The sequence below is a fragment of the Flavobacterium sp. UBA4197 genome, assembly GCF_002379575.1.
Taxonomy (GTDB): domain Bacteria; phylum Bacteroidota; class Bacteroidia; order Flavobacteriales; family Flavobacteriaceae; genus Flavobacterium; species Flavobacterium inviolabile.
This window is the reverse complement of record NZ_DFUB01000004.1, coordinates 98,346-112,581: the sequence shown is the minus strand read 5'-3', so window position 1 is coordinate 112,581 and position 14,236 is coordinate 98,346. Positions and strand designations below refer to the sequence as shown.

15 protein-coding genes are annotated in these 14,236 nt (G+C 37.4%); 1 reads left to right on the top strand and 14 read right to left on the bottom strand.

The features are described 5' to 3' along the window. Positions 1-613: 613 nt before the first annotated feature. The 14 genes from atpG to B3394_RS01565 all read right to left on the bottom strand — a co-directional run bounded on the left by atpG (position 614) and on the right by B3394_RS01565 (position 13,051). Positions 614-1,471, bottom strand: a complete 858-nt coding sequence (atpG, locus tag B3394_RS01630) for an ATP synthase F1 subunit gamma (protein ID WP_177730823.1) — start codon at positions 1,469-1,471, stop codon at positions 614-616. A gap of 76 nt (positions 1,472-1,547) precedes the next feature. After that, positions 1,548-3,122, bottom strand: a complete 1,575-nt coding sequence (gene atpA, locus B3394_RS01625; RefSeq protein ID WP_177730825.1) for a F0F1 ATP synthase subunit alpha — start codon at positions 3,120-3,122, stop codon at positions 1,548-1,550. Between the two features lie 39 nt (positions 3,123-3,161). After that, a complete protein-coding gene (gene atpH / locus B3394_RS01620; RefSeq protein ID WP_177730827.1) occupies positions 3,162-3,689 on the bottom strand; it encodes an ATP synthase F1 subunit delta in 528 nt (175 codons plus the stop codon). Between the two features lie 6 nt (positions 3,690-3,695). Further along, a complete protein-coding gene (locus B3394_RS01615) occupies positions 3,696-4,196 on the bottom strand; it encodes a F0F1 ATP synthase subunit B (RefSeq protein WP_177730828.1) in 501 nt (166 codons plus the stop codon). Between the two features lie 93 nt (positions 4,197-4,289). Then, entirely contained in the window at positions 4,290-4,484 is a 195-nt protein-coding gene (gene atpE / locus B3394_RS01610; protein ID WP_136404294.1) for an ATP synthase F0 subunit C, read from the bottom strand. A 31-nt stretch (positions 4,485-4,515) separates the two neighbouring features. Continuing rightward, on the bottom strand, positions 4,516-5,706 hold the full coding sequence (atpB, locus tag B3394_RS01605; RefSeq protein WP_177730830.1) for a F0F1 ATP synthase subunit A: 1,191 nt from the start codon (positions 5,704-5,706) through the stop codon (positions 4,516-4,518). A 121-nt stretch (positions 5,707-5,827) separates the two neighbouring features. Next, on the bottom strand, positions 5,828-6,223 hold the full coding sequence (locus B3394_RS01600) for a hypothetical protein (protein WP_286912243.1): 396 nt from the start codon (positions 6,221-6,223) through the stop codon (positions 5,828-5,830). A gap of 10 nt (positions 6,224-6,233) precedes the next feature. Beyond that, positions 6,234-6,455: an AtpZ/AtpI family protein gene (locus B3394_RS01595; RefSeq protein ID WP_273246543.1), complete on the bottom strand. Its 222-nt coding sequence runs from the start codon at positions 6,453-6,455 to the stop codon at positions 6,234-6,236. After that, positions 6,424-6,828: a bactofilin family protein gene (locus B3394_RS01590; RefSeq protein ID WP_177730836.1), complete on the bottom strand. Its 405-nt coding sequence runs from the start codon at positions 6,826-6,828 to the stop codon at positions 6,424-6,426. Before B3394_RS01590 ends, B3394_RS01595 begins: the two co-directional genes overlap by 32 nt. Positions 6,829-6,914: 86 nt before the next feature. After that, positions 6,915-9,575 (bottom strand): tetratricopeptide repeat protein, encoded by a 2,661-nt coding sequence (locus B3394_RS01585; RefSeq protein WP_286912242.1) that lies wholly within the window; start codon positions 9,573-9,575, stop codon positions 6,915-6,917. Between the two features lie 150 nt (positions 9,576-9,725). Next, positions 9,726-10,421 (bottom strand): ABC transporter ATP-binding protein, encoded by a 696-nt coding sequence (locus B3394_RS01580; protein WP_177730840.1) that lies wholly within the window; start codon positions 10,419-10,421, stop codon positions 9,726-9,728. A gap of 26 nt (positions 10,422-10,447) precedes the next feature. Beyond that, positions 10,448-11,917, bottom strand: a complete 1,470-nt coding sequence (locus tag B3394_RS01575; RefSeq protein WP_273246545.1) for a DUF5687 family protein — start codon at positions 11,915-11,917, stop codon at positions 10,448-10,450. A 56-nt stretch (positions 11,918-11,973) separates the two neighbouring features. Further along, positions 11,974-12,699, bottom strand: a complete 726-nt coding sequence (locus tag B3394_RS01570; RefSeq protein WP_286912240.1) for a hypothetical protein — start codon at positions 12,697-12,699, stop codon at positions 11,974-11,976. Between the two features lie 16 nt (positions 12,700-12,715). Beyond that, complete coding sequence (locus B3394_RS01565; RefSeq protein ID WP_286912236.1) at positions 12,716-13,051, bottom strand: PadR family transcriptional regulator; 336 nt, start codon at positions 13,049-13,051, stop codon at positions 12,716-12,718. Between the two features lie 130 nt (positions 13,052-13,181). Between B3394_RS01565 and B3394_RS01560 the strand changes: the two genes are divergently transcribed. Next, positions 13,182-14,234, top strand: a complete 1,053-nt coding sequence (locus tag B3394_RS01560) for a ferredoxin--NADP reductase (RefSeq protein ID WP_177730848.1) — start codon at positions 13,182-13,184, stop codon at positions 14,232-14,234. Positions 14,235-14,236: the final 2 nt, after the last annotated feature.

Sequence of the window (14,236 nt, the reverse complement as noted above, 5' to 3'; positions counted from 1 at the left end):
CAAATTATTTTTAGGGGATTTTCTCATTTTTGCTCTCAAATACTGATTTTACTGGCTCTTCCAACTATTTCCTATTTATAAAGCGCAAAATTATTCCTGAAAAATATTGTCTTTTTTTACCAGAACCGATACCTGATCGCTATTTCGCTGCTAAAATCCGGTCTTCAATCTTTTCAAATAAGCTGTTTTTTTAAATACCAGGTTCCATTAAATATCAAAAAACTGCTTCGCTGATTTTCTTCTCCTATATATATAAGGAATAATTGGCCTGTTTCCTTTATAAAAAATATCCAAAAAATGCAATCGTTAGTTCCTTTCCCAATTTATCCGGCAAATTTCCAATCCGGAGTGAGCTAAATTCAATAGCATTTTTTGTTACCATTATAATATGGCAGGTTATTATTGCCATAAATCTGTAAAATTCCTTTTCTTGAAGTTTTTAAATGATTTTTTTTCTGCTCCTTTTTATACACAATACAAAAGGGGGCGGCACGCTTCCTTTCCCGGAATTTTATAAAAACAAAAAAGCGACAAGATTACTCTTGTCGCTTTTTTGAATTTTATTGCTGTTTAATAACCGATAAACAATTATTAAATACTTTTAAAAGTTTACTTAGCTTTTTAAAGCTTCAGCACCACCAACGATTTCAAGGATCTCGTTTGTAATGGCAGCCTGACGTGCTTTGTTATAAGTAAGTTTCAACTGGTTTCTTAATTCGGTAGCATTATCCGTTGCTTTATGCATTGCTGTCATACGAGCACCATGTTCTGCCGCGAATGAATCTCTGATCGCTTTGTATAATTGTGTTTTTAACGACTTTGGAATTAAAGTCAACACAATTTCTTCTTTAGAAGGTTCAAAGATATAATCTGATGTTGCCACCTGAGTTCCTTCGATTGAAGCTAACGGTAAAAATTGTTCGGTCATCACGATTTGCGTAGCAGCATTTTTAAACTGGTTGTATACCAATTCAATTTTGTCATACTCACCGGCAACGAATTTTTCCATTAATGTTTCTGCAATAGCAGCAACTCCTTCAAATGCCAGGTTATCATAGATAGCACTTTGGTTGTCGATAACATTATTGGTTTTTCTAAGTACGTCATTTCCTTTTTTACCAACAGTAATCACATCAATCTGTTTTCCTGCATAGGCTTCCGTAAGTGTTCTAACCTGCTTAAGAACGTTCGCATTGAAAGCTCCACAAAGTCCTCTGTTCGAAGTAATTGCAACAATCAATACTTTATTTACATCACGTTGATCCGCAAATTTTCCAGCAGCATCTCCTTCTAGTGACGCACTTAAATTTTGTATTAGCTCTGTTAATTTTTCGGCATAAGGGCGCATTGCTGTAATTGCATCTTGTGCTTTTTTCAGCTTAGCTGCAGACACCATTTTCATCGCAGATGTAATTTGCATCGTTGATGAAACAGAAGTAATCCTATTACGTATTTCCTTTAAATTTGCCATTTGTCGATTTGAAAATGAAATAATCTGAAAAATTTGAAGATGTCAGCCATCTTCAAATTTTCAAACTATCAAATTATTAATATTTTGCAGAAACTTCTTTAGCTACTTTTTCTAAAACGTCTGTAATTTCATCTGTGAATTTACCCGCTTTTAAAGCATCAAGAGTATCTTTATGTTTCGCTTTTAAGAATTCTAAATAATCTTTTTCAAATTCTTTTACTTTATTAACAGGAACGTTTCTTAATAAGTTTTTCGTTCCGGCATAGATAATTGCAACCTGATCTTCTACAGTATACGGATCGTTTACTGCTTGTTTCAAGATTTCAACGTTACGTCTACCTTTTTCAATTACGTTTAAAGTAACCGCATCCAAATCAGATCCGAATTTCGCGAAAGCTTCTAATTCACGGAATTGTGCCTGGTCTAATTTTAATGTACCCGATACTTTTTTCATTGATTTGATCTGAGCGTTACCTCCAACACGTGATACAGAGATACCAACGTTAATCGCCGGACGTACACCAGAGTTGAATAAATCAGACTCCAGGAAGATCTGACCATCTGTAATCGAAATTACGTTTGTAGGGATATACGCAGAAACGTCACCCGCTTGTGTTTCGATAATTGGTAAAGCTGTTAATGAACCACCACCTTTAACGATTGGACGTAAAGATTCCGGTAAGTCATTCATGTTTTTAGCGATGCTATCATCAGCAATAACTTTTGCAGCACGCTCTAATAATCTTGAGTGAAGGTAGAAAACGTCTCCAGGATACGCCTCACGTCCTGGTGGACGACGTAATAATAAAGACACCTCACGGTAAGCCACCGCTTGTTTAGATAAATCATCATAAACAATTAAAGCCGGACGACCTGTATCACGGAAGTACTCCCCTACTGCTGCACCTGCGAAAGGAGCATAAACCTGCATTGGAGCAGGATCGGAAGCATTAGCAGCAACAATAACCGTATAAGCCATTGCTCCTTTTTCTTCTAATGTTTTAGCGATTCCGGCAACTGTAGAAGCTTTTTGTCCTACTGCAACATATATACAGAATACAGGTTTACCTGCATCGTAAAATTCTTTTTGGTTTAAGATTGTATCGATACAAACTGTTGTTTTACCAGTTTGACGGTCACCGATTACAAGCTCACGTTGTCCACGTCCAACAGGGATCATGGCATCTACCGATTTAATACCTGTTTGTAACGGTTCTGTTACCGGTTGACGGAAGATAACTCCAGGAGCTTTTCTTTCTAATGGCATTTCGTAAAGATCTCCACCGATAGGTCCTTTTCCATCGATAGGGAAACCTAGCGTGTTAACCACACGTCCTACCATTTCTTCACCAACTTTCAATGAAGCGATACGTTGTGTTCTCTTAACTGTTGACCCTTCTCTGATTCCAGTAGACGGACCTAATAATACCACACCTACATTATCTTCTTCAAGGTTTAATACAATTGCCTCTAACCCGTTTTCAAATTGCACTAACTCACCGTATTGTGCGTTAGATAAACCATAAACACGAGCGATACCGTCACCCACTTGAAGAACTGTTCCCACTTCTTCCAAAGTAGCTCCTGATTCAAAACCAGATAATTGTTTCTTTAATATTGCTGAAATTTCAGCAGGCTTAATTTCTGCCATCTTGATTTATAATTTAAACACCTTTCAGTGTGGTAAATATTAATTACTTAATTCTCTTTTTAATTCGCGCAATCTTGTTGCTATGGAAGCATTGTATTGCTTATCTCCTATTCTTAAAACAAATCCTCCGATAATTTCCGGGTCTACAATGTTTTCAATTGTAACGGATTTGTTTGAAAATTCTTTGATCTTCGCTAAAACTTTAGCTTCTAATTCCGGGGTGATAGGAAAAGCTGTTGTAACTTTTACTTTTTCAATTCCGTTCATTTCGTCAAACAAAGCGTTGTATTGCGTTGCAATTTCTGCAAGAATTTCAAATCTTTTGTTTTCTAAAAGCAATTGGAATAACCCTTTCGTTTCTGACTGAACAGAAGCAAATATTTCAGATAGTGCTGCATTTTTTACATCACCCTTTACAACCGGGTTCCCTAAAAAATCTTCCAGCTCCTTACTTTCATTTACAGCAGTAATGATGGTTTTCATATCCTCATTTACTGTTGCGGCATGACCGTTTGCATTAGCAATATCTAAAATTGCTTTTGCATATCTAATCGCAGCTCTTGCCATAAACGATTAATTTAATTTTACGTCATCTAACATTTTCTCAACCAATTTGGTTTGAGTATCCTTGTTAGCTAGTTCTTCTTTTAATAATTTCTCAGCAATTTCCAATGAAAGTGTAGACACATGGTTTTTCAATTCAACCATCGCTGCATTTTTCTCACTGTTGATTGTCGCTTTTGCCTGCTCAATCATTTTATCACCTTGAACCTGAGCTTCTGCTTTCGCATCAGCAATCATTTTTTCTTTAATTTCACGAGCTTCTTTAATCATTGTATCTCTTTCTGCTCTTGCTTCTGCTAATAATTTTTCGTTATCAGCTTTAAGGTTTTGCATTTCTTTCTTCGCATTTTCAGCTGAAGCGATTGCATTTTTAATACCTTCCTCACGAGCCGTGATAGAATCCATAATTGGCTTCCAGGCAAATTTAACTAAAAGCAGGATTAACACTAATAAGATAAGTGCTTGCCAAAAGAATAAACCGAATGAAAAATCGTTAATTAATTTCTCCATTATAATGAATATATTATGATTTAATTTTTTTCTTACTAATAAAACAACACCTGCAACCAACCGTTACAGGTATTGTTAAACTTTTTTCCTTTATTATTTTCCTAAGATTAAAGCAGCGAATGCTAAACCTTCTAATAAAGCAGCGATAATAATCATCGCTGTTTGAATTTTTCCAGCAGCTTCTGGCTGACGAGCAATAGCGTCCATAGCAGATCCACCGATTTTACCTAAACCTAAACCTGCTCCGATTACTACTAAACCAGCTCCGATTAAATTAAGACTTCCCATAAGTATATATTAAAAAAATTAAACTTCTAAATTAAATAATTACATTTTCTTCTTCGTGTCCATGATCATCATGGTGATGATCCTGAACCGCCATACCGATAAACAATGATGATAACATTGTAAAGATAAATGCTTGTAAGAATGCTACTAAAATTTCAATAACCGAAATAAATAGTGTCAAACCTAAAGAGATTGGCATATCGGCATAGATATTCTTTCCTACGAAGATCATAGCAATCAAACTCATGATTACAACGTGACCTGCAGTAATATTTGCAAATAAACGAATTAATAATGCAAATGGTTTTGTTAATGTTCCTAAAATCTCAATTGGCATTAAGATAATTTTCATTGGAACCGGAACACCCGGCATCCAGAAAATGTGTCCCCAGTAATCTTTATTCGCACTGAATTGTGTAATAAAGTAGGTAAACAAAGCCAAACAAACAGTTACAGCAATATTTCCGGTAACGTTAATTCCAAGAGGTGTCATTCCTAAAAGGTTTAACAACCAGATAAAGAAGAATACCGTTAACAGGTAACCCATGTATTTTCTGTACTTTTTCTCTCCGATGTTAGGAATAGCAATTTCGTCTCTGATAAAAAGAATCAGCGGCTCTAAAACTCTTCCGAAACCTGTAGGGATTGGTCCTTTTTTGTATGATTTTGCCAAACCGGTGAACATCAGCAATAATAACGCCGATACTACCAACATTGACACAACATTTTTAGTGATTGAAAAATCTAACGGTTTTACGTTAGCCGGATGGTGGTGCTCATCATAAGTAATTGTACCGGCAGCATCTGTTTTATAGATTTTACCATGGTATAATTTATAATAGTTACCATCAACTTCCGCCACAGTTTCCCCGTGGTGTAATTTTGAAGAAGAGAATACCTTCAAGCCGTTATCAATTAAGATAACCGGCAAAGAGAAACCATAATGTTTACCTTCTTTTTCATCTGAAAAGAAAACAAAATCATGCGAATCCTGCAAGTGGTGTTCAATGTAAGCTGTTACTTTGTCTTTTGGATCCTGAGCTTCGTGCTCGTCTCCATGAGAAGCTTCATTGTGTGCTGCATCAGCAGTTACATGAGCCTCATGCGCCACTTCAGTTTTTACTTGAGTAGTGTCTACTACAGGGTTAGCTATAGCAACAGAAGAAAGCAGCCCTACAAAAGTTGCTAGAATAAATCTGACAGGTTTTTTTGAAATCACCATACCTTATTAAATATCTTAATTTTTACGGTCCTTAAATTTGGTGCAAAGGTACATTTTTAATTAATATTCCAAGATTATTGCCCCTCTTTTTTAGTGTATTTATGAATTTTTACTTCGTTTATTATTTCTTATTTAATAATCGTGAAGCTAAAACCACTTCTACCGCTAAAAAAGCAATAAAAATCATAAAAAAATTAATTTTCTCCATATAAGCACTCTCGGTATTGTCCTGAAGCACCGGTAACAGAAAAATATAACTTAACGCAAACTTAATACTGATTAGGACCAGAAAAACAAAACCTAACTGTTCGGGTTTTGTTTCGTTTATTTTTATTAAAATGAAAAGTAATACCAAAGAGAGGATAAAGAAGAACAGGTACACGGTATACACCGGATAATGAAATGCCTGATACGTTTGAGAAGGAATACCGAATTGAAATATCAGAATGTGTAAAAGCGCCACTGCGGGCATAATCTGAAACAAACGAAGTATTACATCATATTTTTTCCTGCTCATGAATTTTAATTTATTTATTTAATTGATTTACCTGCCTTATCACATTATAAAGCGCCACAAAAACACCTAACAACGTCAGGATTTTTACATATAAATCATTGGGATTCGGGTATTTGTCATCAAGCCAGCCGCCTAAATATGCAAACGCAAAAATTATTATCCCCATCTGGAACGGGATATTAATTAGTGCCAGCCACTTATTACGCGATTTTTTCTCCTGATCCTGATTCATCTTTAGCGATTGTTTTTACCACATTGCGCATCACACAGGACGCACTGAAATCGGCACCGGGTTCTACAGCAAGTTTCCCCACTATAGCTTCCCCTTTAATGGAGGCCTTGGATTTAATATTCAGAATATCGGTCACTTCGATTTTTCCGTTGAATTTCCCTTCAATATCGGCTGTTTTACAGGAAATATCTCCTGTAACACTACCGGCAGGGCCAATAACCAACCGACCTTTTGACGTAAAATTTCCAATCAGATGTCCGTCAAGTCTAAAATCGGCCTGAGAAATAATATCCCCTTTTATTGTAGTTCCTTCAACAATTCTATTGGTTTTCCCGAGTAAATCGGTATAGGATTTTTGTGGTTTATCAAACATGACTTATTTCTTTACAGAACAAAGTTAGGGAATAGTTTTATAATAGCCGCAATGCTCCTGCTAATGTGGGAGCATTGTGATTTTACTTATTTCAGCGTGGCCTTATAGGCTTCCAGATTTTTTTTGATCTGGATTACTTTATAATCTTCATTGGAAACAACAAATGGTGTTTCTGTTACTTTATAACCTTTAAAGTCTTTCAGCACACTTATTGTTGACTGTGCGGCTTCTTTACTGGAGAACCCGTGAACAATAACAAAGCTTTTATCGGCTGTGTACACATCGTTCGATAAGGTGATTTTATCACTGCTTCGGTCTGTGATGTATTTTTGCAGCTTGTCTGTCAGCACTTTTGTTTTGGCATCATTCGGATACGGAATTTCAAAGACCAGTTTCCAGCTCATCGGAGTTCCTTTACCCAGTTCCAGTTGTTCCAGTTTTGGGATATCGGTTTTAACCAGCACTTCCGCCTGTTTTCCTTCTTCGGCATTCGGATAGTTCAGCGCAACAAAGTTCAGGGCTTTTTTATATTCTTCCAGTCCTTTTAGTCGTCCTAACGTGTTTGCTTTTAAAAGTTCAAATTTCGGAACCATTTCGTCGCCGTTAAAGTTCTCGATAACCGGATCCAGCTGACTCAATACTTCCTGCAGCTGTCCTTTTTCATATTGTTTGAACAGGTTGTTGTACACTTCTGTCGGACTACCTGCAATAGCAGCATCAGACGCATTGTTCAATAATATCTGGGCATAACGGCTATCCGGATATTCGGCCAGGATTTGCTGTTTCATGATTTCGGCTTTTGCCGGATCGATGATCTCGTATATTTTGAACAAGTTGTATTTTGCCGGCAGGACCAAACGTTCTTCCGGTTTATTGACCAGCAGTTTCTCCAATTTGGCAGCCGCCAGTTTGTATTCTTTAAATTTCTCTTTGTAAATCGTTCCCAGCTGGAAATAGGCAAAGTTGCGTTCTTTCGCCAGGCTGTCCAGTACTTTTTGCTCTGTAGGCAATTGTTTGATATAGAAATCCGGAGTATAACGTTCATCCTCCATTTTTGTTTTCGGATTTTCATCTACAACGGCGACATCCTGATTGTCTTTATTGTCTTCTTTATCAATACTTTCCTGGGTAGACCAACGCCAGTTGTCTTTTAAAGCTCTGTTCCCCCATTTTTTCTTAAATTCACTTCTTCCGTAAGCAACGGTTGACGGGTTATAGAAATAAAAGGTATTGGTCCCCGATCCGAGATTTGCAGCACTTTTAACAATACCGTTCTTTTTTTGTGTGTCTTCATCAGATGGCGGCAGCTGTTTGGACATCATTTGCATTGCCTCACTTTTCGAGGAAACATCCGAATTAGCCATACTTGCCGACTGTCCGTCGATAGCACCGCCGTTTTCGGCAATGTTTTTTGCTTTCTCTGCTTCCAGCGCTCTTTTGGCATCTTCTATTTTCAGCTTTTCAATATAAGCCTCATAATAGTTTCGCTGGTCGTTAGCATTTAATCCGGTTACATATAAGATACTGTCATTTACCCTGGCAATTCCTTCATATTTGATAACGTCATTAAGGTTTTCTCTTTTTTTCTTAATGGCAATAAACTCTCTTGTTTTCGGGTTTAGTTTTGACATTGTACTGTCATAGTATTGTCCGGCTACAAGGTATTTTGCATCGTCAAAATAGATTTCTGCCAAATTGCGGTAATTGGAAGCGATCAGGTAGTTGTCCTGCGATATCGAACGCAGGGATTTATTGTAGAATTTTTTTGCCTGTACTTTTTTATCCTGTTTGTCATAAAACAACGCAACCTGGTGATTGATCACATCCAGATACGGCCGGTTTTCACGATCTTCTGCCAGTTTTCCAAACTTTTCAAGGAATGCCAGCGTGTCTCCGGCTTTGTAATCAAATTGCGCGGCCTGTTTGGCGTGTGCCTGAATAACATAACGGCGCGGCGATTTTCTTCGCATGTCAATAACCGACTGAAAAGAGGCAAACGCGCTGTCAGGATAATTCAAATCGCCATACAACTGTCCTAAGATAAAATGGTATCTTGCTTTTTCTTCGTTGTGTTTTGTTAAATTCCGGGCTGTTTTCAGGTTAACCACAGCACTGTCAATGGAACCCAGATTCATATATGCCTGTGCCAATATCGCATTGGCATCTGCCTGAACCTGTCCTTTCAGTTTGTTGTCTTCCAGTAGTTTTTTCAGGTTTTTGATCGCTAACGCTTCATTTTCCAGACGAATATTGGTTTTTTCTCTCCAGACTTTCGCTTCATATATTTTATCACTATTGGAATATTTATACAGGATATAGTTGAATGCTTCCAAAGCCGGAATGAACCGATTGTCATAATACCGGGCTTTTCCAAGCAGTAAGTGGGCTTCATCCATCTGAGGGTTTTTCTCGCCTCCGTCTATATACATGGAGTGTTTCTGAATGGCTTTGATAGCCTTCGTTTCTGCTCTGTCAAAATTTGCATTCTTTGCCTGTCCGGGTAATACTCCGGCTTCAATATCCTGCATACGTTCAACGGGCAGCACTTCCCAAAAATTATCTTTATAGGTTCCTTTTAATTCTTCTACTCCTTTATCGAAAGCGACCCCGCCGTTATATAAAATATTATATTCGGCAGTAACGGCATGATAATTTCTTCTTACAAGTGAGTTTTTCTTTGTGGAACAGGCCCACAGAAAAAGAAAAAGTCCAACGCCAAAAGCGTATCTGAATATCTTGGTTTTCAATATAAAAACGTTTTTAGTTCTTTAACTTCCAATTTCTTTTTTTAGTATAAAGAGAGGTAAAAATACGTTTCTTTTTGATATGTGGAAAATTTGACCTTAAAAAAGGGTTAAAAGAAAAAGAAATCCCCCGAATAACCGGGGGATAAAGTGTTATACTGCAAAGAATTCTTCAAGCTCCTGAAGGGTTTCTGCCGTGGTGTGTATGTCTTTTACCACCCTCCCTTTTTCAAGAGCAACGATACGGTCGCTCACCTCGATCGTGTGCAACAGGTCGTGGCTTGATACTAAAACCGTTACATTTGGATTAGCGGCCAGTTCCTTGATTATTTTTTTCAGACGGATCTGCGTTGTCGGATCCAGATTCGCAAACGGTTCGTCCAGAATAATAACTTCCGGGCTTCCGATTAATGTGGCAATAATACCCACTTTTTTCTGGTTTCCTTTAGACAAATCCCGCAGGTATTTTTTATTATTCAGAATTTCTCCGTTAAAGAAATCTTCGTGCTTTGCCAAAAGCGCATCCACATCGGCTTTATTTTGTCCGCGTAATTCCCCGATAAAATAGAAATATTCTTCCGGTGTTAAGTACCCGATCAGGAAGCTTTCATCGAGAAAAGCTGCCGTAAATGGTTTCCAGGCTTCACTGTTGTTCACCTGAACCGAGTTGTTTATGATGTGTCCTGTTGACGGTTGGATCAAATCCAGCAACAGGCTGAAGAATGTTGTTTTCCCGGCACCGTTATTTCCAACTAATCCAAAGCTCTCTCCTTTTTTAATTTCAAGGTTTTCAATGTTCAATACGGTAGTACCGTTATATGTTTTTGATAGATTCGTTACGTGTATCATTATCTATACTTTATTTAATTAATAGCTTAATTTTTCTGTTTGTAGGCTGCAAGGGTTTTGTACTTCTCCGTTTTATAAACGCGTTCAATAATTGCAAACACTTTGTTTCTAAAAGCAAAACCGATAACACCGGCCGAAGCAACCAGTATAAATCCAAAAGTGGATCCCAAGGTATAATGCCCGATGGCATATAACAATAACGGCAATGCAATTTTTGGCAGTGCCAGCAGTAAGCTTTTGACATTAAAAGCCTGTTTGTCGCCAAATGCGTTTTTACTTGTTGACAGGTCAATCGGTGTTTTAACATAAGCACCGGCCCAAAGTACAACATGGGCATTTACCCCTAAATTGTAGATGGCTCCCACAAGAATAGCAGCATAAACTTCCCAGCCAAAATACAGGTAGAAAGAAGCCAGTACTGTTGAAATTACCGTGGCAATCACCATTAGCCACCACTTCGAATTCAGATAATCCCTGTATTTGATATTCTGGCTCATCATTAAAGGATAATAAGCACTGTCCCAGCTTGGCACAAACTGTCCGAAGTTTAGCAAGAAACCACCGGTAACAAAAATTCCCGCGAAAATTTTCCAGTGTGGTGCACTATAGCTTTCAATCCCATTTGAGAAAAACAGCAGCCCGTAAAACAGGAATACCACACTCATGATGATGGTCATTTTGGAACGCTTGTTTCTTTTCAGAAGTTTGATATCGTTTTTAAGAAAGGTTCCCAAAGTTCCGAATTGGTTTAACCAGGTCAGGTTTTCTGTTCTGGCAATTTCGTGTTTCAGCTCTAATCCGGCATCTAAATACAGATTCTTTTTAAAATATCTAAACGTAATTTCATACAAAATACCACAAAGGATTACCGGAACGATTACCAGCCATTTCATCTCGTACAATCCCATAAAAAAGCTTCGGGTATACTGAGTGATATCAAACAGGTTATAATATTGTGATCCTGCAATTACAACGATAAGGCCAATTATGATATAAAGCAGCAGGTCCTTTTTATTAATGAGTATGTTTAAGTAGTTGTTTGCCAGGATCAACAGGATCATTCCCAAAAACCAGCAGCTAACTCCCAAAGGATCAAAACCTTCGATAAACAATACTACCGAAAAAGGAACCAGAAAGAACAGGTGCAATACATTAAAAAATGAAATCGCTGTTTTTCCTAACGTATAATTGACAATGCTGTTTTTCCTGATATTGATAAAAAGCAATGGTTTAATATTCATTACCGGCGTTTTTTGCAGGAAAAACCGCATTATTAAATCTCCAAACAAATAGTAAATAATAAAGGTATTGACTACCGGAAACGGTTTCATCTGGCTTTCCTCAAGGATATAATACAGGGCAGCCCCTAATATTAAAAACAATGCGATAAAATATAACCCTGCTAAAATCATGAAAATCTTGAGCACCAGATTCGATGTGAATGAGGCGGATCGCAGGAATGATTTCCACTCTAAAGTGATAAAATGTTTTAACATGAAATTTATACTGTTTTATTTAAGGTTAGATGCGGCTTTATATCTTTTGTTACATATTATTTTATAATCTGATGCTTTTTAACAATTTCATTCATTTCTTCCTGAAATATTTTAGGCAGTATTTTCATACGAATATATAGGAAAAGGTATAGCAATACCAGCAGTATCGAGAATAGTAAAATGGTCCGGAATCCCATTTCGATCTTATTCATTATCTGGTATATAATATTAAAACCATTGCTCAGAAAGAGCAGCGGAAATGAGAAATAAATATTCTTCATGATACTTTCCAGCAGCCATTTTTTACCGGTTATTTTCTGCTGTTTTTTATTTTTCTTCAGCCATAAAAACGCGGCTATTCCTTCTATAAAAAAGGTTATGACAAACAGTCCCAAAATACTGTAATCAGGATAATGGCTGCGGTTCAGTAACTGGAATACCACATAAACGGTTGCTATGACGAGGATAATTTTGGGCAATCTGAAAAAGCGTCTGAATTCTGCTAAAATCCTGCGGTTGTACTTTCCGGTTAATGCTGCCTGTCTTTCCTCCAGAATTGTTGTAAAGCCGAAAACCCCAAATTTCCGGAATTCGATTTTTAAGGCTTCATCAAAAGAGATTTCCGGATCAATAGCCCACTGTGCTTCAATTGCATTTGCCAAATGGTCTACCAGCTCCGTTTGTACGTCATAATATGCCACATAATGCTGACCGGTAAAAGCATATAGTTTTTCTATTTCTGTTTCATCTACCCTTCGGTCTGCCGTTTTGCCTGTATTCATCTTTTATACTATTCGATTATATTTGAAAATTGGGCTTTACCAGCACCTGCATGTTCTTAATAAATGTTTCCAATTCTGCCAGGCGGTTAATGGTTTCCTGTTCTCCGCTTGCTGTCAGCCTATAATATTTCCGGAGCCTGTTGTCTACTTTTTCCATTTCCACATCCAGAAAACCTTCTGCTTCCAGTTTGTGCAGCGCCGGATACAGCGCTCCTTCGGTAACATTCAGGTCGCCTTTGGTGATTTCCTTTACTTTTTGCGTAATTTCATAACCATACATCCTGCCGTTTTCTTCCAGCAACCGCATGATAATTGTATTCAGGCTGCCTTTATATAATTGTGAATTCTTCATTTCCTGATTTTTTCCGATTCGAATATACATAATTTTCTTATGCATAAGAGTCCTGAGTATTATTTTTTTGCAAAAGGGATTTATCAAAGGCTATAGGTTTAGTACATTTGCAGCATAAACAATTGTAAACATGTCAACATTTCATTCTTTATTAATAAAAGAAGTCAGAAGAGAAACCGCACAGGCTGTTTCTGTTTCTTTTGATGTTCCGGAAAATTTAAAATCTGAATACCAATTTATCGCCGGTCAATACATTAATATAAAATATTCCCAGGACGGAAAAGAGATCCGCAGAGCCTATTCCATCTGTTCCTCTCCCACCAGCGGTGAATTGCGTGTAGCGATTAAAGCGGTTTCGGACGGTTACTTTTCGAGAATAGCAAATGAAAAATTAAAAGAAGGTGATCGTATTGAAGTTGGCGTTCCGGAAGGAAAATTTACTTTTGAACCCAAACCGGACAATCAGCGCAATTATGCTGCATTTGCTGCCGGAAGCGGTATCACACCGGTTATGTCTATCATACAGGCTGTTTTAGAAGGAGAACCAAACAGTACTTTTGTTCTGGTTTACGGAAACAAATCGCCAGAGGATACTATTTTTTATAAAAAACTGCATGATTTACAACTGCAATACGTAGGTCGTTTCTTTGTACACTATGTATTCAGCCAGGCTAAAGCCGAAGATTCCATTTTTGGAAGAATTGAGCGTTCTACCGTTAATTTTGTAATCAAGAACAAACATGCTTCGCTAACATTCGCTAAATATTATTTGTGTGGTCCGGAAGAAATGATTGCGACCGTAAGCGGTGTTTTAAAAGAGCAGAATGTTCCTGAAAAAGATATTAAGTTTGAGCTTTTCACAACATCCTCTACAGAAACTAAAATTGAAAATACTTTAGGCGGGCATACTAAAATCACGGTTTTGGTTGACGATGAAGAGGTTACTTTCGAAATGGCTCAAAAGCAAACCATTCTTGAAGCAGCTTTAAAACAAGGTGTTGATGCCCCATATTCCTGTCAGGGCGGTATTTGCAGCAGCTGTCTGGCAAAAATAACAAGTGGCAGCGCCGAAATGCGAAAAAATTCCATCTTAACCGACAAAGAAATTGCCTCAGGATTAATTTTAACCTGTCAGGCACATCCAACATCCAGTGAAATCTATATCGATTACGACGATGTATAATA